The sequence below is a fragment of the Stenotrophomonas sp. SMYL41 genome, assembly GCF_036319965.1.
In the GTDB taxonomy this organism is placed as follows: domain Bacteria; phylum Pseudomonadota; class Gammaproteobacteria; order Xanthomonadales; family Xanthomonadaceae; genus Stenotrophomonas; species Stenotrophomonas maltophilia_R.
Window position 1 is genome coordinate 58,279 of sequence record NZ_JAWIRX010000003.1, and the last position, 18,445, is coordinate 76,723.

Consider the following 18,445-nt stretch of genomic DNA (forward strand, 5'->3'; position numbering starts at 1 on the left):
TCCGGTGCTGCGGGCCTCAGCGGCCCATGGTCAGGGTGGCCAGGGCCAGTTCCTTGGCGGTGGTCAACATCTCCACGCCGGCCTGGTAATTGCGCGAGGTCGAGATCAGGTTGACCATCTGCGCCACCGGATCGACGTCGGGCTGGTAGATGTAGCCATCAGCGTCGGCCAGCGGATGGCCCGGCTCGTAGCGCTTGATCGGCGCGGCCTCGCTCTGGCTGATCTCCTTCACCTTCACCGAGGTGATGTTCGGATCGTTCCTGCTGGTGACGGCCTGGAAAATCGGTTCCAGCGGCTTGTACACGGCGTCGGCGGAACCGGCGACGGTGTCGGCGTTGGAGAGGTTGGAGGCGATGGTGCTCATGCGCACCGACTGCGCCTGCAGCGCGGAGCCGGCGATATCGAAGATCGGCAGGTTGCTCATGGCTTATTGCCCCGTGATCGCGGTCAGCATGGAACGCACCTTGCTCTCGACGAAGCTGAGCGAGGCGCGGTATTCCAGTGCGGCGCGACCATAGGCGGCACGCTCGGCATCGGGGTCGACGGTGTTGCCGTCCAGGCTGGGCTGCACGCCTTCGCGCGCGATCTGGAACGGGTTCAGGCCACTACTGATCTCGTAGTGCTGCTCATGGGTGGTGGCCATCAGGCCGTTGGCATCCTGCCCCTGGGCGTGGCGCAGGGCGGCATCGAAGTCCAGGTCCTGGGCCTTGTAGCCGGGCGTGTCGGCATTGCCGAGGTTGCTGGCGATCAGCTTCATCCGCTGTTCGCGCAACGGCATGGCCTGGGCGTGGACGCCCAGGTAGTCGGTAATCAGGTTGCGCACGGTGCACTCCCACGGGAACGTTGCCCGGGAAGCTGCAAGGGGTGTGCCAAAGGCGTGGGGTCAGATCCCCGCAGGGGCTCTGACCCCGTGGTCGACACGTTGCGATGCGGGATCGGAGCCCGTTCCGGGTTCCGATCCCGCGGCCGGCCCTACGCCGCCAGCGCCACCTTGCGCAGGCGGTCCAGCACGAAATCAGCCAGTTCGTGCGGCGAGTACTTGGCGACGAAGGCATTGGCGCCGACGCGCTCGACCATGGCGTTGTTGAAGACGCCCGACAGCGAGGTGTGCAGCAGCACGTACAGGCCGGCCAGGCCCGGGTGGCGCCGAATTTCCGTCGTCAGCGTGTAGCCATCCATGGCCGGCATCTCGATGTCGGAGATGACCATGGCGTAGCGCTCGGCCGGGTTCTCGCCCGAGGCGTGGACCTGCAGCAGGTGGTCCAGCGCCTGCTTGCCGTCGGAAAGCAGGGTGGCACCCACGCCCAGCTGGTCCAGCACGCTGCGGATCTGCTGGCGGGCCACGCGCGAGTCGTCCACCACCAGCACCTGCAGCTGCGGGCCGTCGGCGGGCATGGCCATCGCCGGGTCGAGTACCGCTTCACCGCGCACCTGGGCGATATCGGCCAGCACGCTTTCAACGTCGATCACCTGGATCAGCTCACCCTGGAAGCGGGTCACCGCGGTCAGGTAGCTCGACTCGGCGCCCAACTCCGGCGGCGGGTGGATGTCTTCCACCGCGATGTTGACGATGCGCTCCACGCCGCTGACCAGGAAGCCCTGGATCGAACGGTTGAATTCGGTGACCACCAGGTAGCCCGGCGAGGTGTCCGCATCGGGCTCGCGCTCGGGGTGGCCGATCGCCAGGCCCAGGTCCAGCACCGGTACCGAGCGGCCGCGCACGTCGGCCACGCCAGAGAACTGGCTGGGCAGGCCGGGCACCTGGAACAGCTCGGGCCGCCGCAGGACTTCCTGAACCTTGAAGACATTGACGCCAAAAAGCTGACGTCCGCCGAGACGGAACAGCAGCAGCGCCAGGCGGTTGTGGCCGGCCAGTCGGGTCCGCTGGTCGATCCGGTTGAGCAGGTCATGGGACATGGCTGCTGTATCGGCGTGGGGGGGCGGAACTTGAGCGCTTTTGTGGTGTCGAGCATGGCTCGACTCCACAAAAGGCGGCCCCTCGGTCTGGCACACCCCTTGCACGCACCAGGGCCAGGTCTTGCCGATTGAAGGAGGCGCCATGCGCCGGGTCACATCTCTATTCGCCATCGCGCTCGCCGTGGCTGCGCCATGGGCGAGCGCTGCGGACTGGCAGCCGGTGGCCAGCATCCGCACCGCGGCGCTGTCGACGCTGCCGGCGGGCAGTGAAGGCGAAGCGCAGGTGGCCGATGCGCTGCGCCTGCCGAAATGTGGCGGCGCGTTGCAGGTGCAACCCACCGCCAACACTACGGTGGAGGTCAGCTGTCCCGATGCGGGCGGTTGGCGCCTGTTCGTGCCGGTGAAAGTGCGACGCAACCAGACCGTGCTGGTGCTCAACCGTGGAATCGGTACTGGAGAAACCCTCACTGCCGCCGATATCACCACTGCCCAGCGTGACGCCGCCCGGATTGCCGGCGCGGTGCTGGCCGATCCCACTGCAGCGATCGGCCGCATCGCCCGCCGTCCGTTGCAGGCCGGAGCCCTGCTGTCGAACAGCGACCTGGTGGTCCAGCGTCTCATCAGGCGAGGAGACAATGTGGCCCTGGTGTCGCGTCGCGGCTCGGTCGAGGTCCGCATCGCCGGTCGTGCGATGGGTGATGCAGGTGAGAACGAACGGGTCTCGGTCGAGAACCTTTCCTCGCGACGGATCGTGCAGGGCACGGTCGATGCCGCAGGTGACGTAATCGTGGCGCGTTGAATTACCGCAGAATATCCCTAAAGATCACGGCCCTGCGGCCGTTATCCCTTGTGAACGGCAACTCCAGGACACCCCATGAGCCAGAAAATCGACGGCAACCTGCAGGTCCCCCAGGCACTGCGCAGCGTGACGACCCCGGCCAACAAGCCCGGCGTCAGCACCGATGCGGCGGCGCGCCCGGTCGAGGCGGCCGACAGCCTGCGCCTGACCGGCGAGGCCACCAATCTGCAGGCCATCGAGCGTGAGCTGACCACCGCCCCGGCGATCGACGCCCAGCGCGTGGCAGCTGTGCGCGAGTCGCTGCAGAACGGCACCTACAAGATCAATCCGGACGCGATCGCATCGCGCATGCTCGATCTGGACCAGCAGCTGCACGGATGACTGCGGCAATGAGCGAGCCGCTGCAGCGTCTCGCCCAGGCCCTGGACGTTGAGCGCCAGGCCCTGGTCGAGCACGACGTGCACGCCCTGATCCGGGCTACCGGCGCCAAGCTGGAAGCGCTGCGTGCGCTGGAAGGCGCGCCACCGGTGGGCGAGGGCGAACAACTGCAGGAACTGGCCGAGCGCAACCGTGCCAACGGCGTGCTGCTGTCGCGCCGCCGCCGCGAGGTGAACTGGGCACTGCGCCAGCTCGGCCGCACCGAAGACGCCTCGGCCTACGACGCCAAGGGCCAGTCGCATACGGTCAGCATCGGACGGCCGCTCGCCGTCGCCTGACGCGACGGCGGTCGCACAACCCCATCAAGCGGGCTGAAGCCCGCTGCACGACCGCGTATATTGGGCGCCTGTTCGAACGCCCCGAGTCGCCGTGTCCGCTGCCAACGCCCTGGTTACCGCCCCCCTTCCGCCACAGCCGGTGCTGCAGGCCCTGCTTGAGCGCCTGCGCGAAGGGCTGCTGCTGTTCACCGAGGACGGGCAGGTGGCCCTGGCCAATCCGGCCGCGCAGAACCTGCTGGCCGGTGGCGAGGAGGGCGGACTGCCGCCGCCGCAGCGCCTGCGCGAACTGCTGCCCCCCGACGCACTGGAGCAGGCCCGCCAGCATGGCCACTGGAATGGCAGCCTGCCGCTGGGCGAGGGCGTGGTCATCGCCCACCTGTACCACCATGGCCCGATCGGCCAAGGCCATTTCCTCGCCCTGTTCCGCCACATTGAAGGGCAGGAAGACTACGAACGCGAACTGCAGCAGCGCCACGCCGAGCTGCGCCAGGCCTACCTGCGCCTCAATGGCACCCAGGAAAAGCTGCTGCAGTCCGAGAAGATGGCCTCGATCGGCCAGCTGGCCGCCGGCGTCGCGCATGAGATCAACAACCCGATCGGTTACGTGCACTCCAACCTGGGCAGCCTGCAGGAATACCTGCGAAGCCTGTTCACCGTCATCGAAGCCTACGAGCGCGCCCTGCGCGCGCCGGACCCGAAGGCGCTGATTCCGGAGATCGACGACATCCGCGACCGCCTGGACATCGATTTCATCAGCCGCGATCTGCCGCAGCTGATGGCCGAGTCGCGCGAAGGCATCGAACGGGTGACGCGTATCGTGCGCGACCTGAAGGACTTCTCGTACTCGGGCCGCGACGAGTCGTGGAAGCTGGTCGACCTGCACGCGGGCCTGGAATCGACCATCAACATCATCTGGAACGAACTCAAGTACAAGGTCACCCTGGTGCGCGAGTTCGGCCAGTTGCCGCTGGTGGAGTGCCTGCCGTCGGAGTTGAACCAGGTCTACATGAACCTGCTGCTCAATGCCGGCCATGCCATCGCCGAACGCGGCACGATCACCGTGCGCACCGGCGTCGACGGCGATCACGTATGGGTCGAATTCGAAGACACCGGCGGCGGCATCTCGCCGGAACTGCGCCAGCGCATCTTCGATCCGTTCTTCACCACCAAGCCGGTGGGCAGCGGCACCGGCCTGGGCCTGTCGATCTCCTACAGCATCATCAACAAGCACCACGGCCGCATCGACCTGGACAGCACCCCGGGCGTGGGCTCGCGCTTCCGCGTGGTGCTGCCGGTGAAGCAGCCGCGCTGACCGCACCTGGTAGTGCCGGCCGCTGGCGGCAACCTCATCCCACCAAGTACCCCAGAGCAGCCGGCCGGCGGCCGGCTCTACCGGACGGGACCCTCACCGCGGCGGCCGATCCTCGCCACCATCCCCGGCGTCCACCGGCGCCGGGCCGGCATTGCTGCGGCGCTGTTCCTCGTAGGTGCGGAACGCCTGGTGGATGTGCTTGCGCAGCTCGTCGTCGTTCCACGGCTTGGTCAGGAAGCGGTAGATCGCGCCGCGGTTGATCGCATCGGTCACCGTGTTCAGATCGGTGTAGCCCGACAGCACCAGGCGGATCGTGTCCGGGTACAGCATCTTCACCCGGCCCAGGAATTCGGTGCCGCTCATGTCGCTCATGCGCTGGTCGGACAGAATCACCTGCACGTCGTTGATCGCCAGCAGATCAAAGGCATCACGCACGTTGCCGGCCGCCAGGATGCGGTAGCCGTCGCGGCGGAACAGGCGCACCAGCGAGCGCAGCACGTTTTCCTCATCGTCCAGCAACAGCAGCGTCCGGTCCGGGCGCGTTTCGGCGAAGGCCTCCGGGCGCAGGTAGCGGCGGCGCAGCGTCATGCCGGCGGCATCGGCCGACATCGGTTCACCGAACAGGTAGCCCTGGAATACATCGCAGTCGTTGCGGCGCAGGAATCCCAGCTGGGCCTGCGACTCCACGCCGTTGGCGATCACGGTCATGCCCAGCTGGTGGCCCATGGCAATGATCGCGCGCGCGATGGCGGCCTCGCGGTTGCCGGCCGGCGCACTCTTGATGAAGCTGCGGTCGATCTTCAGCTTGTCCACCGGGTAGCGCACCAGTGCGCTGAGGCTGGAGTCGCCGGTGCCGAAGTTGTCCAGGCTCAGGCTGATGCCTTCGTTGCGAAGGTTGGCCAGCGTCTCATGGACGAAATTGACGTTGTTGGTCAGCGCACTCTCGTTGATCTCCAGCGTCAGCATGTGCGCCGGCACGCCCGCGGCCTGCATCAGCGACATCACCTCGGCGAAGAAGTTCGGCCGCAGCAGTTGCAGGGTAGATACGTTCACCGCGATGGTGAAGTCATCGAAGCCCTGGTCGCGCCAAAGCCGCGCCTGCTTCAGCGCGCCTTCCAGCACCCAGGTGCCGATCTGCACGATGATGCCCAGCCGCTCGGCGGTGCGCATGAAGCGTTCCGGCACCAGCATGCCCAGGGTGGGCGACTGCCAGCGCAGCAGCGCCTCCATGCCCACCACATGGCCATCGCGCGCACTCACCAGCGGCTGGTAGCGCAGCTTCAGCTCGCCATTGGGGATGGCATCGACGATCTGGCGGGCGATGATGCTTTCGCTGTGCGCGCTGGGCGGAGTGTCCACCGCATGGATGCGCACCGCATTGCCGCCTTCGCGGGCGGCCTGGTACAGCGCATCTTCCGCATGGTCGAGCAGGCGTGAGGCACTGCTGGCATGCTCCGGGCACAGGCTCACGCCCAGCTTGCCGGTCATGAACAGCGTGTACGGCAGCACCGACAGTGGCAGCTCCATCTGCTGGCGGATCTCTTCGGCGAAATCCTCCGGCAGCGGCAGGTCTGCGGTGCGTGGCACCGCGATCAGGAACTCGTCGCTGCCATGCCGCCACAGCTTGCCGCGACCGCGCAGGTAAGACTGCAGGCGTTGCGCGACCAGCACCAGCGCCTGGTCGCCCACTTCGGCGCTCATGTTCTCGTTGACCGATGCGAAGTGGTCGATGTCCACGTGCATCAGCATCAGCGCGATGCCGCCGGAGGCTGCCTCGGCAACCATGGCCTGCAGCTCGGGGTTGCCGGCGCCAAGGCGGTCGGGGGCATCGTCGATGCTGACCGGGGGCAGGTTCGGATTCCACATAGGCTCAGTATTCCGGTGAATCGACGGCGGCCATGCTGGCCGCCTGGTAGGGGAGGTGGACGTCGATCAGGGTGCCTTCGCCATGCGCGGATTCGATCCGCACGTGGCCACCGACGCTCTGTGCGCGCTCGCGCATCACGATCAGGCCGAGGCCGCGCGGGCCATCCGGATCGAAGCCCTCGCCATCATCGCGGATCTGCAGGTGCAGGCCGCGTTGGCCGACATCGCGCAGCTGCAGCAGTACCTGGCTGGCGCGCGCGTGGCGCAGGGCATTGGTGAGGCTTTCCTGGGCGATGCGGAAGCAGGCCTGTTCAATGCTGTTGTCGGGGCGGTGCGGCAGCGGCTCGATCTCGGCCAGCAGCTCCACCGGCGAGGAGCGGAACAGCACCCGCGCCTGCCAGCTCAGCGCCGCCTCCAGGCCCAGTGCATCCAGCTGCGGCGGGCGCAGCAGGGTGGAGATGTCGCGCAACTTGGCCACGGTGGTGTCGGCCAGGCTGACGATCTGCGCCAGGTCTTCGGCACGGCGCAGCGGGTCATCCTCGTCCTGCGCTGCATAGGCCGACAGCTTGATCGCGGTGATGGCCTGGCCGATGTCATCGTGCAGGTCGCGCGAGATCGCACGACGCTCATCCTCCTGCAGCGAGAACAGCCGCCCGGCCATCGCCTGCAGCTCGCGGTTGCTGGTTTCCAGCGCGCTGCGGGTGCGTTCGGAATCGCTCAGGTCGCGCACGATCAGCAGCTTGCAGTCGCGGCCGCCGTAACGGACTTCGCCCACCGCCAGGCCGGCATGGAAGCTGCGGCCGTCGGCACGCTGCATGGCCACTACGCTGCTGTGGCCCGGACCCAGGTGCGGCTGGCCGGCGCGCAGCTGGCTGCGCACCCGCGGCAGGTCTGCGGCAGCGACCAGTGCCGACAGTGGCTCGCCAAGCAGGGTGTGGCTACCGTAGCCGAACAGGCCAGCGGCCCAGGCGTTGGCGTACAGCACATGCTCGTCGGAGAGGATCACCACGCCGTCGGGCAGCACCCGCACCAGCTCGCGGAACTGTTCCTCGCGCTCGCGCAGAAGGCGCCGCGACTGCTCCCGCTCGGTCACGTCCTGCAGCGTGCCCAGCACGCGGCTGCGGCCCGCTTCATCGATCCCACTGGCGGCGCGCAGGTGCACCATCAGCGCACGGCCGTCCATCGCCAGCAGCGGCAGCAGCACGTCCACCTGCACCGGCTCACCGGAGCACAGCTCGGCCAGCAGCTGTTCGGTCTGGCTGGCGGTGGCCGGGTCGGCCGGCACCAGCAGCTCGTCGAAGCGGTGCCAGCGGCGGGCCTCGGGCGGGCGACGGCCGAGCAGGCGATAGACCTGGCTGGAATAACGGCCCAGCCCGGTGGACGGATCAAGCTCCCAGGCGCCGATGCGGGCCAGTTCATGGGCCTCCTCCACCCGGGCCAGCGCCTGGTCGCGGCGCAGCTGGGCCAGGTCCTCGGCGGTGCGATCGATGGCGATCAGCAGGCGGGCGTTGTGGCCGTCGTAGCTGATGGCGTTGGAGCGCAGTTCCATCTGCCGCAGCGAACCGTCGCGCAGCTGCAGTTGCGCCCGCAGGATGCACAGCTCCTCGGGCGCCTCGCGTATTGCTTCCAGCTTGGTCTGCAGCGCCTGGTCCTGGCCCGGGGGCCACAAGGCATCGATGGTCTGTTCCAGCAGCTCGTCGCGGTCCCAGCCGAAGGTGCTGCAGGCGGCCGGGTTGGCATCCAGGATCGCCAGCGTGTCCAGGTCATAGACGAGGATCGGGCCGGGGTTGCCCTCGAACATCTGCCGCAGGCGCAGCTCCGAGGCCTGCTGGCGCGCATGGGTGTGCAGCACGTGTTCGGCCAGCGGACGCAGCAGCAGATACAGCAGGCCCGCGCTGGCCAGGGCGAAGAACGAACCCTTCAGGCCCTGCCACAGGGCCGCCTGCTGCGGATCGGGCACCAGCGCCTGCACCACGCTGTCGGTGGCGATCATCCATGCAAGCGCCATCACCAGGTAGCTCAGCACTACCCGCCGTCGGTCACGGCTCAGCGCCTGCGCCATCCGTGGGTCGGGAACTGGAGCGTTGCCGGTCGGTTCTGCGGGCATGGACGGGGTGGGTGAAAGGGGCGCCGGTCATCTTACCCCGCAGCGCGCCGTGACCACTCAATTATCCGCCGCAGGCGCCGTTAACCACTGCGTGCCCCGCTGACGGGCGTGTCATCCGGAGCAAGATCGCGTGGACCAAGGGATCATCGCCAGCCTGCTGCAGCACCCGCTTGCGTCGGCGCTGGTCATCGTCGACCGCACGGGCCGCCCGCTGGCGGCCAATCCCGCTGCGCGCGCGCATGGCCTGCCGGCTACCGTAGCCGCGTATGCCCCGATGCTGGAAGATCTGCGCCTGTTGGCCGCTGATGGCGGCATCGTGGCCTGCACGCTGCCAGGTGGCCCGCGCGGGCACTACGACGGTCATCTGCGCGCCGTGCACGACGGCGCCGGCAATCTGCTGGCGTTCACCCTGAGCGTTCCCGAGCCGGTACCGGTCGACGGTGGCGGGCGTTGGGAGCTGGCACTGGACAGCGCCGGGCACAGCCTGTGGGACTGGGACATCCCCAGTGACCGCGTGGCGCGCACGCCGGCGCTGGGCGACGAAACCGCCACCGAAATGCTGTCGCGCGTGCACGGCGAGGACATCGCCCAGGTGCGCGCCGCGCTGGACGAGCACCTGCGAGGGCGAAGCGAGCAGTACAGCGCGCAGTTCCGCTTCCGCCAGGCCGACGGGCAGTGGCGCTGGGTGTTGGATCGCGGCCGCGTGGTCGCGCGCACCGCCGACGGCCAGCCATTGCGCATGGTGGGTACACATACCGATATCGAGCAGCAGAAGCAGCTTGAATCGCTGCTGCAGGAACAACAGCTGCACCTGAGCGAGGCCCAGCGCATCGCCAGCATGGGCAGCTGGTCGTTCGACCCCAACAGCGGTCACTTCTGGTGGTCGCCGGAACTGCGCTCGCTGCTGGCGCTGGGGCAGGGCGCCGTGCCAGGCCAGCGGCGCTGGCTGAAGCAGCTGCACCCGCGTTCCCGGGGTGCGCTGCGCGCGGCATGGCGGCGCCTGTGGCGTGACGGCCGTGCCGCCAATCTCGAGCTGGAGCTGACCCGCGGCCATGAACCTTCGCAGCATCTGCGCCTGTGGATGCAGCCACTGCTGGACATGGACGGGCAGCCCAAGCGCCTGCTCGGCCAGGTGCAGAACATCACCGAGCAGCATCAGACCGACGCGTTGATCCGCTGGCGCACCGAGCTGCTCAACCGGGTTTCCGCGCTGGGCCGCATCGGCGGCTGCGAGATCGAAGTGCAGACCCGGCACATGCAGTGGACCGAGGAGTGCTATCGCATCCACGGCCTGCGCAAGGAACCGATCACGCTGGATCAAGCGCTGGCGCTGTACACCGAGGATTCGCGCCTCGCCTTCGAGGCGGCGCTGGGCCGGATCGCCGCAGGTGGGCTGCCCGAGCAGCTGGACCTGTGCTTCTACCGCCAGTCCGGCCTGCGCGTGTGGGTGCAGGTACTGATCGAGCTGGACCGTCGCGATGGCCTGCCGCCGCGCTTCGTGGTGCTGTTCCGTGACATCACCCGCGAGCGCGAGGCCAACGAGCGCATCGAGCTGCTGGCCCACTACGACCTGCTGACCGGCCTGCCCAACCGCGTGCTGCTCGGCGAGCAGACCGCAGAGGCGATCGAGGAGGCGCGCGACCGCGGCACCTCGCTGGCGATGCTGTTCATCGACCTGGACGGCTTCAAGACCATCAACGACAGCTTCGGCCATGCCACCGGCGATGCGCTGCTGAAGGCCGCCGCCACGCGGCTGCACCAGAACCTGCGCAACAACGACCTGTTCGGCCGCTTCAGCGGTGACGAGTTCATCGTGGTGCTGCGTGACCTGGCCGAGCCGGAAGACGCGGGGCATGTCGCCCGCAAGTTGATCGCCTCGCTGGCCGAGCCGCTGCGCCGTGGCGAGACCACCTTGAAGGTCGGCGCCAGTGTCGGCATCGCGATGCTGGGTGATGCCCAGACCGACTTCGATTCACTGCTGCGCGCCGCCGACGCCGCGATGTACGCGGCCAAGGAAGCGGGGCGCAACACCTACCAGTACTACAGCCAGGACGCGCTGGCGCGCATCCAGCGCAGGCTGGAACTGGAGCACGCCCTGCACGGGGCGATCGAGCGCGAAGAATTCAGCCTGGCCTACCAGCCGTTGCTGCACGCCCACCAGGGCGAGCCGCCCGCGATTGAAGCGCTGCTGCGCTGGCATCGGCCCGGCATCGGCTACTGCAGCCCGGCCGAGTTCATCCCGATTGCCGAAAAATGCGGCGAAATCGTGCGCATCGGCGACTGGGTGCTGAATGAAGCCTGCCGCCAGGCGACCGCCTGGGACCGTGCTGGACTACATTTCGACCGAATCGCGGTCAATGTATCGGCGGTGCAGCTGCGCGACCGCGGGTTCGCCGAACGGGTGATCGAGATCTGCCATGCCCACGGCTGGCCGCCGCAGCGGCTGGAGTTGGAGCTGACCGAGTCGGCGCTGATCCGCGACACCGACATCCTGCGCCATTGCTTCGACGTGCTGGAACGGCACGGCGTACCGCTCGCGGTGGATGACTTCGGTACCGGCTTCTCCAACCTCAATTACCTCAACCGCTTCCCGGTGGGGCGCCTGAAGATCGACCGCAGTTTCGTGCAGGGCATGCTGCATGATTCGGGCACGGCCGAAGTCACCCAGGCGATCGTGCACCTGGGCCACGCGCTGGGCATGAAGGTGGTGGCCGAAGGTGTGGAAACGCACCAGGAAGAAGACATGCTGCGCCGCCAGGGCTGCGACGAAATCCAGGGCTACCTGTACTCGCGGCCGCTCAGCCCGCGCGACCTGGCACAGTGGCTGCGCCAGCAGCACCCGGCACCGGTGCGCACCGACGCCAGCAGCGAAGCGGTGCTGGTGCGCTGACAGCCCGACGCTGGTGTAGTCCAGCTCTGGTGGGTGCCGACTCCGGTGGGTGCCGACCGTTGGTCGGCACGGATGCTCGCGCTCGCGATCATCCACGCAGGGCGTGGATCTACCTGATCCGTGCGGGCATCGCTTCGCCAACGACAGCATAACGCCGCGCAAAAACCAGCAGATCCACGCCATGCGTGGATGCTGTCAACACAGGCTTGCAGCGCCAGGTCAGTCATCTTCCACCAGATCGCCTAGGTCGAGGATCTGCGGATTTACACTGTGCGCGGCAATGCTTCGGAGCATTCCAGCCTTTGGCCGGAGGGCGTAGCAATGCATCGTATGGATGGGATTGAATTCCAGCCACGGGCAGGATGAGTGCCCCAGGATAACCGGCATGTTGAAACTGATGTCGTTGGAATCGTCCAGTGGCGAGTCCATTTGCCGCCTTGATGTTCCTGCACGACATCGCCAAGATATCGCGCGAACACAAACCTCAAAGCATCCTGTTCGTCCTGCGACAGCGGCTCAGCCATTGATCCAGGCCATGCGACAAGTCCGAAAAGACGGAGGGTGGATGTTGTTCGTGTGCATTCCCGCAGGTCGTGGATCTACCGGTTCATCAATGCGATGCCTGCGATCGAATAGCTGGCGATCAGCAGTCCGAGCACATACGCCGCCACGATGATCAGCCAATACGTCACCGGCTCGATGTCCCGCCATGCATCAATGGTGCCGACGCGGTGATGGCTCAGATGGACATGCCCGGTGCTGATGGCAGCTGCTGCCATCCAGGCGCATAGAAAGGCCATCAGCATGAAGAGCAGGCTGCCGAACAGGAATGCGACAGGTCGATGCCGGGGCGGCCGCAAGGTGGCGTAGGCGGGACGCCAGGTAAAGGTGACCGCGATGAGCACCATCGCAGCAAATCCCAGCCAGGTCATGAACGTGGTGCTCATGCGACGACACTCCGTGTCCAGCCATAGATGGCATGGGCGGATCATGCCATGGGTGTGGAACGGGTGGCGGTGAAGGCCATCCACGCATGGCGTGGATCTACTTCAGCGCTTCCCCATCCAGCCCAAGGTCCCACGCCAGGCCCAGCAGCTCGTCGTCCGCGCGGGACGGTGCAGGCCGCGCATCGGCCAGTTGCTGCAGCTCGCGGATCTCCTCGCGTGCCACCTCTTCCAGCTGCTGCAGCTGCTCACGCACGCTCGCGTTGCGCGGGCGCTCGGTGTCGGTGAGGGAGGGCAGGGCGCGGATCAGGGTCATGGTGCGTGTACAGGATGCATCCAACGGCGGGTCACAGGCAAAGGCCCCGGAAGAACCGGGGCCTTGCGGGCTGCCGGTAGCGGCAGCGGACATCAGGATCAGAACAGCTCGACCGTGCCAGCACCCATGCTCTGTTGGGCAACCGGCTTGTGCGGCGGGCGTTCCCATTCGCTGCGCAGTTCGCGCAGGCGGTTGCCGGTGCGCTGCAGGGCGGTGGCGATCTCTTCGTCGAACACGCCGCCATTGCGGTGCAGCAGTTCCTGCAGGGCCACCGCCTCGCGGTTGATCGCGGTCAGGCGATCCAGGTGGGTGTGCACGCCGCCCAGCGCCTGGGTGGCGATGTCTTCGAACTGCAGGGCGCGCACGGCCTCGGCCACGCTGCCATCGATCGAACGGGCGCACTCGGAGACTTCGCGCATGCCGTCGCCCAGCGAGGCATTGATCTGGGCCACGTTGTCGAGCATCGCGGCCGCTTCCTGGCGCGCTTCACGGGAACGGTCCATGTCACGCGAGGCCATGTGCGAAACCGTCTCGCGGACCTTGGCGATGGCGTCCTTGGAACTGTGCGCCAGCTTGCGGATCTGCTCGTTGAACGTGGTCGAGCGTTCGGACAGGTTGCGCACTTCGTCGGCGACCACCGCGAAGCCACGACCGGCTTCACCGGCACGCGCAGCTTCGATGGCAGCGTTCAGCGCCAGCAGGTTGGTCTGGTCGGCGATCGACTTGACGTCTTCCAGCAGCGCGAAGATGCCGTCCAGGTGCTGCGCCATCTGGTCGATGTGCTGCACGGTGGTACTGCTCTGGCCGCTCACCTGTTCCAGCGCTTCCACCAGCTGTTCCATGCGGTGGCTGGCGTGCTGGGCGAAACGCGCAACGTCGAGGCCGGCATTGCCTTCATCACCGGCGCGGTCGACGATGCGCGACAGGGCCTGGCTCTGCTGGCGCGACTTGCGGTTCATCGCATCGAAGCTGCCGCCGAGGCTGGAAACCGCCTGGCGGATCAGGTCACGGGCGCGTTCCACTTCGCCACGCGAACCGTCGATCTCGTTGCCGACGAAGTTGCGCAGTTCGGTCAGCAGCTGGTCCTGCTCGCGCAGGACACGGGCATGTTCCGGGGAACGATGCGCCTGGGCGCGGGTGGTCCACCACGCAAAGCCGAGCCAGCTCAGCGTCATCGTGGTCAGGATCGCCCAGCGCAGGGCGGCCGGCCATTCGAAACCGATGGCGAAGGGGAGCAGCAGGGTCAGAGCCAGGGGGGCGGCCAGACGGATGAAAATGCGTGAGTACATGGACGTTCTCGGGAGGTGCACGGAGGATGTATCGGCCGTACCCCCTTTCTCTTTAACGTCGATGTGCCTCGAAGTGCATTCTGAATGCGCCGGTTTTCCGGCGCTGCCGGGGATTCGGGGTCAGGCGGGGTCGGATCCCTTTGGGAAAAGGGCTCTGACCCCATGGGGCTCACGCCAGCTGCCGGTCCACAGCCTCGATCATCGCCTTGCGGCTGAACAGGAAGTCCCAGTAGCTGCCCCCCAGCTGGCGCCACAGCACCGCCGAACGTACCGCAGCCAGCAGCAGAGCGCGGATCTCGGCGACCACGCCGGCCTGGCCCAGGTAGTGCGGGTTGCCCTGGACCATCACCCGCGGCTTCAGGTGGCTGATGGTGTCGGCGTACAGGCCGCCCAGGTTGGCCAGCACGTCCGGGTGACCGCTGTCGCCCAGTTCGGTGGCCTGGCGCTGGGCGCGCTCGATGCCCGAGGCGACCTTGTTCACGGTGGCGCCGTCCTGCACGAAGCGCCGCTCCAGCTGCAGTACCGACAGGGCCAGCTTGGGCAGGATCGGGTCCTGGCCCTGGCTGCGGAAGTAGTTGTGCAGCAGGCGCAGGCCGGCCTTCAGTGCATGGCGGTCACCGAACACCTCCTGCGGCGAGGACGCGTCAACGCGGAATACGCTGTCCACGGCAGTGCGCACGGCGGCGGCGTCGGAATGGCCGGTATCGGCGATGCGGCGTACCTGCTGCAGGGCCTGGGCAATGCCGGCCAGGGCCAGGACGCGGTCGTCGACAGTGAAACTCATGCAGCGATTACCTCAAAAGGAGAAGGGGTGGTGCGCAGGCGCTGTTCCAGCGGCGCATCGGTGGCGGCGATCACTGCGCCACCCAGGCACACGTCACCGTCATACAGCACCAGTGATTGACCGGGCGTAACGGCGCGCTGCGGGCACGCGAAGGTGACCAGCACGCTGCCATCATCCAGCACCTCGACTGCACACGGCTCATCGGGCTGGCGGTAGCGGGTCTGTGCCGTGCACTCAAAACGGCGAGCCGGGGGCGAACCGGCAACCCAGTGCGCGGTCTCCGAACGCAGGCGGTCGGACAGCATCCACTTGCTGTCGCGGTCCTGGTCCACGTACAGCACGTTGCTGGCCACATCCTTGCCGACCACGTACCACGGCGCAGCGGGGCGGCCGCGCACGCCGCCGATGTTCAGGCCTTCGCGCTGCCCCAGGGTGAAATAGAACACCCCCGGGTGCTCGGCGATGACGCTGCCATCGGCCGGGTCGAGGATCTGGCCGGGTTTGGCCGGCAGGTAGCGGCCGAGGAACTCGCGGAAGTCGCGCTCGCCGATGAAGCAGATGCCGGTGGAGTCCTTCTTGGCATGGGTCGGTAGACCGACGTCGCGCGCGATGCGGCGCAGGTCGCTCTTTTCCAGGTCGCCGATCGGAAACAGGGTGGCAGCCAGCTGCGCCTGGCCCAGCTGGTGCAGGAAGTAGCTCTGGTCCTTGGAGCGGTCGGCACCGCGCAGCAGCAGCCACTGGCCGCCGCGCTGGGTCACCCGCGCGTAGTGGCCGGTGGCGATGCGCTCGGCGCCCAGTTCGCGCGCGGCATCCAGGAAGTGCTTGAACTTCACTTCGCGGTTGCACAGCACGTCCGGGTTCGGCGTGCGGCCGGCGGCGTACTCGGCCAGGAAGTGTTCGAACACACCCTGCCAGTACTCGCTGGAAAAATCGCGGAAGTGGAACGGGATGCCGAGCAGGCCGCAGACAGCCACCGCATCGCGGCGGTCGTCTTCGGCGCGGCAGTCGCCGCTGCCATCATCGGCCCAGTTCTGCATGAACAGGCCAGCCACGGCCTCGCCCTGCTGCACCAGGCGCCAGGCGGCGACCGAAGAGTCGACGCCACCGGAGACGCCCACCATTACACGCGGAGTGCTCATGCGACCTCCCGGACCAGCGAAAGCGGATGGCGTTGGCCACCCAGGTAATCGGCCACCACCTGCCATACCAGCGGGCTGCGCTGGCGCTCGCCGGCGGCCTGCAGCTCGGCCGGGGTCAGCCACAGTGCGCGGTCGATGCCGGTGTCCAGCGGCTGCGCCGGGTCATGCGAGACCGGGCGCGCCGCATAGCAGAAACGCAGGAAGGCGGTGCCGTCGCCGGCGGTCCACTGGTAGCAGCCGATGAAATGGGTCAGCTGCACCGTCCAGCCGGTTTCCTCCCGGGTCTCGCGCAGGGCCGCCTCAGCCAGGCTTTCGCCCGGCTCGAGGTGGCCGGCCGGCTGGTTCAGCACCCGGCGCCCGTCGATGGTCTCTTCGACCAGCAACACGCGGCCGCCGTCGATCACCACCGTGGCGACAGTGGCGTGCGGTGCCCAGCGCGGGTCCGGCGTGGCGTTCAACTCAGAACTCGTCCTTCTTGGTCAGTTCCAGCTCCATCGCGTCGGCGGTGCGGATGGCCGCATCGATGGCGTCGCTGAGCTGGTCCGGGGTGGCATCGGCGTCGATCTTCACCACGAACATGGCCGTGGTGTCCTGCTTCACCCAGCCGCCCATCTTGGCATCCTGCGAATCCTCCAGCAGGCGGTTGGCCACGGCGACCGGGAACTGCTTGGTCTTGGCGCTGTAGGCCGGCGCCCAGATCTCGCGGATGTTGTGGGTGCCGAAGTCTTCCACCGCCGAGCGCACGTAGACCATCTGGGTGCGGTCACCCTCGACGTCGAAGACCATGCGGTAGTCGCCATCCTCGTCGACTTCGTAGGTGTAGCCCAGCTTGTCCAGGTGGCGGGCCACGGACTTGTCGGCCTGGGTCTCGGCGGCGGCGGAGCCGGCGGCGGCCAGAGCGATCAGCAGGGCGGGAAGAAGGGTCCTTTTCATGAAGATCCTGTGAAACAGTGTTGAGAGAGGGTGCAATTGTGACGGTGGGCGCGCGTGCCGTCCAATCTGCGTCGGGCCGACGCAGGCTTGCCCGAGCCTCTATAATGGGCAGATGCCCCATGAGTCTTCCCCCGATTCCCATCACGAGCACGGCGTAGCCGTGGAACCCGCGCGCCCGGAAGTGGCGCCGCCGCCGTTCTACCAGGTGATGCTGCTCAACGACGACTACACCCCGATGGATTTCGTGGTGGACGTGCTGCAGCAGTTCTTCAGCATGGACCTGGACAAGGCCACGCAGGTGATGTTGCACGTCCACACCCGCGGCCGCGGCGTCTGCGGGGTGTTCACCCGTGAAGTGGCCGAGACCAAGGTTGCCCAGGTCAACGAGTACTCGCGGATGAACCAGCACCCGCTGCTGTGCACGATGGAAAAGGCCTGACCGGCTGCCGATTCTCGTCCGGGCACATTGTTCCCGGATGGGTGTGCCCCCAAGGTGGGCACCTGCCAAGCACGGATCAGCCCTCCGCCAGCGCCTCCAGCGCCATCCGTGCCACCGCCTCGTCCACGTCGGCAGGGTCGCCGTCATCCCTGAACCACACTGCCGACAGCGCCATGCTGGCCGCGATCCAGCGCAGCAGGCGCGTGCGCTCCAGGCCGGCCAGTGCGCTTACCTGTTCCAGCCGGGCGGCAAACCGCTCGGGCCGGGTGGCCACATGGATGCCAGGGCCGCACAGGTCCGGATTGCTGAACATCGTCGTGTAGTCGAACGCGCGGTCGCCCAGCAGCCGCTTCGGGTCGATCGCCAGCCAGCCGCGCGCGCCGAAATCGAGCACATTGTCGTGGTGCAGGTCGCCGTGCAGCGGCCGGATCTCGCACTCCTCCTGCAGCAGTCCCTCCGCCAGTGATCTGCACTGTTCCAGCAGTGGCGGCAGCGCCGCCCTTGGCTGCAGCAGGTCGGCGAACCATGTACGCAGGCAGACCAGGTCGTCTGGCGGCGCACTCCGTGGCCGGTGCAACCGCAGCAGGACCTGGCACAGGATCGTGGTGCAGGCGTCATCGTCGCCCTCTATCGAACGTTTCCGCAGCGAGTCGCGGCCGGCACGTTCGATCAGGATCGCTGGTCCCTCGTGGGCCAGCAGGCGGGCGGCGCCGTCGCCACCCCACCAGCGCAGCAGCCGATGGGCGTTCTGTTCCTCGGGTTCGTCGCCGACCTTCAGCATCGCCGGTTCGCCGGCGGCGGTCAGCACCGGCCAGAGCCGGGCGCGCGGTGTTTCGATGGCCTCGCCATCACGCCGCAATCGCCAGCGGCTCAGGTAGGGTTCGCTCATGCTGGGCGGGCTGTCCTGGAGTGAATGAAGATCAAGCAATTCGCACTGCTAACGCCATCTGAACGCAGCAATCCGCTAGGGTGATGGAAATCGCGTAGTCAGGCC

At 67.4% G+C, this 18,445-nt stretch carries 20 protein-coding genes; 6 read left to right on the plus strand and 14 right to left on the minus strand.

The window, feature by feature from the left end; translation table 11 throughout:
- Positions 1–16 precede the first annotated feature (16 nt).
- The 3 genes from flgC to V3B30_RS04375 all read right to left on the minus strand — a co-directional run bounded on the left by flgC (position 17) and on the right by V3B30_RS04375 (position 1,917).
- A complete protein-coding gene (flgC, locus tag V3B30_RS04365) occupies positions 17–424 on the minus strand; it encodes a flagellar basal body rod protein FlgC (RefSeq protein ID WP_087922495.1) in 408 nt (135 codons plus the stop codon).
- Between the two features lie 3 nt (positions 425–427).
- Entirely contained in the window at positions 428–823 is a 396-nt protein-coding gene (gene flgB / locus V3B30_RS04370; RefSeq protein ID WP_005409576.1) for a flagellar basal body rod protein FlgB, read from the minus strand.
- Positions 824–972: 149 nt separating this feature from the next.
- Positions 973–1,917: a chemotaxis protein gene (locus V3B30_RS04375; RefSeq protein WP_014037130.1), complete on the minus strand. Its 945-nt coding sequence runs from the start codon at positions 1,915–1,917 to the stop codon at positions 973–975.
- 142 nt (positions 1,918–2,059) lie between these two features.
- On the opposite strand from V3B30_RS04375, the gene flgA reads away from it, so the two are divergent.
- From flgA to V3B30_RS04395, 4 genes are all read left to right on the plus strand, one after another.
- Positions 2,060–2,716, plus strand: coding sequence for a flagellar basal body P-ring formation chaperone FlgA (flgA, locus tag V3B30_RS04380; protein ID WP_262082667.1), 657 nt, complete (start codon positions 2,060–2,062; stop codon positions 2,714–2,716).
- Between the two features lie 75 nt (positions 2,717–2,791).
- Positions 2,792–3,097 carry a flagellar biosynthesis anti-sigma factor FlgM gene (flgM, locus tag V3B30_RS04385; protein ID WP_005409579.1) on the plus strand — a complete coding sequence of 102 codons (306 nt, stop codon included), beginning with the start codon at positions 2,792–2,794 and terminating at the stop codon, positions 3,095–3,097.
- Entirely contained in the window at positions 3,094–3,432 is a 339-nt protein-coding gene (locus V3B30_RS04390; RefSeq protein WP_014037132.1) for a FlgN family protein, read from the plus strand. Before flgM ends, V3B30_RS04390 begins: the two co-directional genes overlap by 4 nt.
- 91 nt (positions 3,433–3,523) lie before the next feature.
- Positions 3,524–4,744, plus strand: a complete 1,221-nt coding sequence (locus tag V3B30_RS04395; RefSeq protein ID WP_100472215.1) for an ATP-binding protein — start codon at positions 3,524–3,526, stop codon at positions 4,742–4,744.
- A 93-nt stretch (positions 4,745–4,837) separates the two neighbouring features.
- Here the strand turns inward: V3B30_RS04395 and V3B30_RS04400 are convergent, their stop codons facing one another.
- Together V3B30_RS04400 and V3B30_RS04405 are read right to left on the minus strand one after the other, a co-directional pair.
- Positions 4,838–6,610 carry an EAL domain-containing protein gene (locus V3B30_RS04400; RefSeq protein ID WP_100472216.1) on the minus strand — a complete coding sequence of 591 codons (1,773 nt, stop codon included), beginning with the start codon at positions 6,608–6,610 and terminating at the stop codon, positions 4,838–4,840.
- A 4-nt stretch (positions 6,611–6,614) separates the two neighbouring features.
- A complete protein-coding gene (locus V3B30_RS04405; RefSeq protein WP_100472217.1) occupies positions 6,615–8,717 on the minus strand; it encodes a PAS domain-containing sensor histidine kinase in 2,103 nt (700 codons plus the stop codon).
- A gap of 130 nt (positions 8,718–8,847) precedes the next feature.
- Here V3B30_RS04405 and V3B30_RS04410 point away from each other — a divergent pair, with 130 nt between their 5' ends.
- A complete protein-coding gene (locus V3B30_RS04410) occupies positions 8,848–11,607 on the plus strand; it encodes a GGDEF domain-containing phosphodiesterase (RefSeq protein WP_262082666.1) in 2,760 nt (919 codons plus the stop codon).
- A gap of 219 nt (positions 11,608–11,826) precedes the next feature.
- On the opposite strand, the gene V3B30_RS04415 is transcribed toward V3B30_RS04410, so the two are convergent.
- The 8 genes from V3B30_RS04415 to V3B30_RS04450 form a co-directional block, all read right to left on the minus strand.
- Positions 11,827–12,036 carry a hypothetical protein gene (locus V3B30_RS04415; protein ID WP_262082665.1) on the minus strand — a complete coding sequence of 70 codons (210 nt, stop codon included), beginning with the start codon at positions 12,034–12,036 and terminating at the stop codon, positions 11,827–11,829.
- Between the two features lie 170 nt (positions 12,037–12,206).
- Complete coding sequence (locus V3B30_RS04420; RefSeq protein ID WP_262082664.1) at positions 12,207–12,554, minus strand: hypothetical protein; 348 nt, start codon at positions 12,552–12,554, stop codon at positions 12,207–12,209.
- 97 nt (positions 12,555–12,651) lie between these two features.
- Positions 12,652–12,867 (minus strand): hypothetical protein, encoded by a 216-nt coding sequence (locus tag V3B30_RS04425; protein ID WP_099552262.1) that lies wholly within the window; start codon positions 12,865–12,867, stop codon positions 12,652–12,654.
- Between the two features lie 98 nt (positions 12,868–12,965).
- Positions 12,966–14,156: a methyl-accepting chemotaxis protein gene (locus V3B30_RS04430; protein WP_049421939.1), complete on the minus strand. Its 1,191-nt coding sequence runs from the start codon at positions 14,154–14,156 to the stop codon at positions 12,966–12,968.
- 169 nt (positions 14,157–14,325) lie between these two features.
- Positions 14,326–14,940 carry a high frequency lysogenization protein HflD gene (hflD, locus tag V3B30_RS04435; protein WP_010485865.1) on the minus strand — a complete coding sequence of 205 codons (615 nt, stop codon included), beginning with the start codon at positions 14,938–14,940 and terminating at the stop codon, positions 14,326–14,328.
- The gene (gene mnmA / locus V3B30_RS04440) at positions 14,937–16,079 is read right to left on the minus strand and encodes a tRNA 2-thiouridine(34) synthase MnmA (RefSeq protein WP_100472222.1); all 1,143 of its coding nucleotides are present in this window, start codon (positions 16,077–16,079) and stop codon (positions 14,937–14,939) included. The genes hflD and mnmA overlap by 4 nt, the downstream gene beginning before the upstream one ends.
- Positions 16,076–16,537 (minus strand): NUDIX hydrolase, encoded by a 462-nt coding sequence (locus V3B30_RS04445; RefSeq protein WP_262082661.1) that lies wholly within the window; start codon positions 16,535–16,537, stop codon positions 16,076–16,078. The genes mnmA and V3B30_RS04445 overlap by 4 nt, the downstream gene beginning before the upstream one ends.
- A gap of 1 nt (position 16,538) precedes the next feature.
- Positions 16,539–17,012, minus strand: coding sequence for a YbjN domain-containing protein (locus V3B30_RS04450; protein WP_100472224.1), 474 nt, complete (start codon positions 17,010–17,012; stop codon positions 16,539–16,541).
- 112 nt (positions 17,013–17,124) lie between these two features.
- Here V3B30_RS04450 and clpS point away from each other — a divergent pair, with 112 nt between their 5' ends.
- Positions 17,125–17,451, plus strand: coding sequence for an ATP-dependent Clp protease adapter ClpS (gene clpS, locus V3B30_RS04455; protein ID WP_006444529.1), 327 nt, complete (start codon positions 17,125–17,127; stop codon positions 17,449–17,451).
- Between the two features lie 76 nt (positions 17,452–17,527).
- Here clpS and V3B30_RS04460 read toward each other — a convergent pair whose 3' ends face one another.
- On the minus strand, positions 17,528–18,340 hold the full coding sequence (locus V3B30_RS04460; RefSeq protein WP_262082659.1) for an APH(6) family putative aminoglycoside O-phosphotransferase: 813 nt from the start codon (positions 18,338–18,340) through the stop codon (positions 17,528–17,530).
- Positions 18,341–18,445 lie beyond the last annotated feature (105 nt).

What these genes read in the sequence shown, in the direction of transcription:
- V3B30_RS04420 (WP_262082664.1), bottom strand. Translation starts at nt 12,554, where the DNA reads ATGAGCACCACGTTCATGACCTGGCTGGGATTTGCTGCGATGGTGCTC.
- V3B30_RS04390 (WP_014037132.1), top strand. Translation starts at nt 3,094, where the DNA reads ATGACTGCGGCAATGAGCGAGCCGCTGCAGCGTCTCGCCCAGGCCCTG.
- V3B30_RS04430 (WP_049421939.1), bottom strand. Translation starts at nt 14,156, where the DNA reads ATGTACTCACGCATTTTCATCCGTCTGGCCGCCCCCCTGGCTCTGACC.
- mnmA (WP_100472222.1), bottom strand. Translation starts at nt 16,079, where the DNA reads ATGAGCACTCCGCGTGTAATGGTGGGCGTCTCCGGTGGCGTCGACTCT.
- V3B30_RS04375 (WP_014037130.1), bottom strand. Translation starts at nt 1,917, where the DNA reads ATGTCCCATGACCTGCTCAACCGGATCGACCAGCGGACCCGACTGGCC.
- V3B30_RS04415 (WP_262082665.1), bottom strand. Translation starts at nt 12,036, where the DNA reads ATGGACTCGCCACTGGACGATTCCAACGACATCAGTTTCAACATGCCG.
- V3B30_RS04400 (WP_100472216.1), bottom strand. Translation starts at nt 6,610, where the DNA reads ATGTGGAATCCGAACCTGCCCCCGGTCAGCATCGACGATGCCCCCGAC.
- V3B30_RS04405 (WP_100472217.1), bottom strand. Translation starts at nt 8,717, where the DNA reads ATGCCCGCAGAACCGACCGGCAACGCTCCAGTTCCCGACCCACGGATG.
- flgA (WP_262082667.1), top strand. Translation starts at nt 2,060, where the DNA reads ATGCGCCGGGTCACATCTCTATTCGCCATCGCGCTCGCCGTGGCTGCG.
- V3B30_RS04460 (WP_262082659.1), bottom strand. Translation starts at nt 18,340, where the DNA reads ATGAGCGAACCCTACCTGAGCCGCTGGCGATTGCGGCGTGATGGCGAG.
- flgC (WP_087922495.1), bottom strand. Translation starts at nt 424, where the DNA reads ATGAGCAACCTGCCGATCTTCGATATCGCCGGCTCCGCGCTGCAGGCG.
- flgM (WP_005409579.1), top strand. Translation starts at nt 2,792, where the DNA reads ATGAGCCAGAAAATCGACGGCAACCTGCAGGTCCCCCAGGCACTGCGC.
- V3B30_RS04425 (WP_099552262.1), bottom strand. Translation starts at nt 12,867, where the DNA reads ATGACCCTGATCCGCGCCCTGCCCTCCCTCACCGACACCGAGCGCCCG.
- V3B30_RS04450 (WP_100472224.1), bottom strand. Translation starts at nt 17,012, where the DNA reads ATGAAAAGGACCCTTCTTCCCGCCCTGCTGATCGCTCTGGCCGCCGCC.
- clpS (WP_006444529.1), top strand. Translation starts at nt 17,125, where the DNA reads ATGCCCCATGAGTCTTCCCCCGATTCCCATCACGAGCACGGCGTAGCC.
- hflD (WP_010485865.1), bottom strand. Translation starts at nt 14,940, where the DNA reads ATGAGTTTCACTGTCGACGACCGCGTCCTGGCCCTGGCCGGCATTGCC.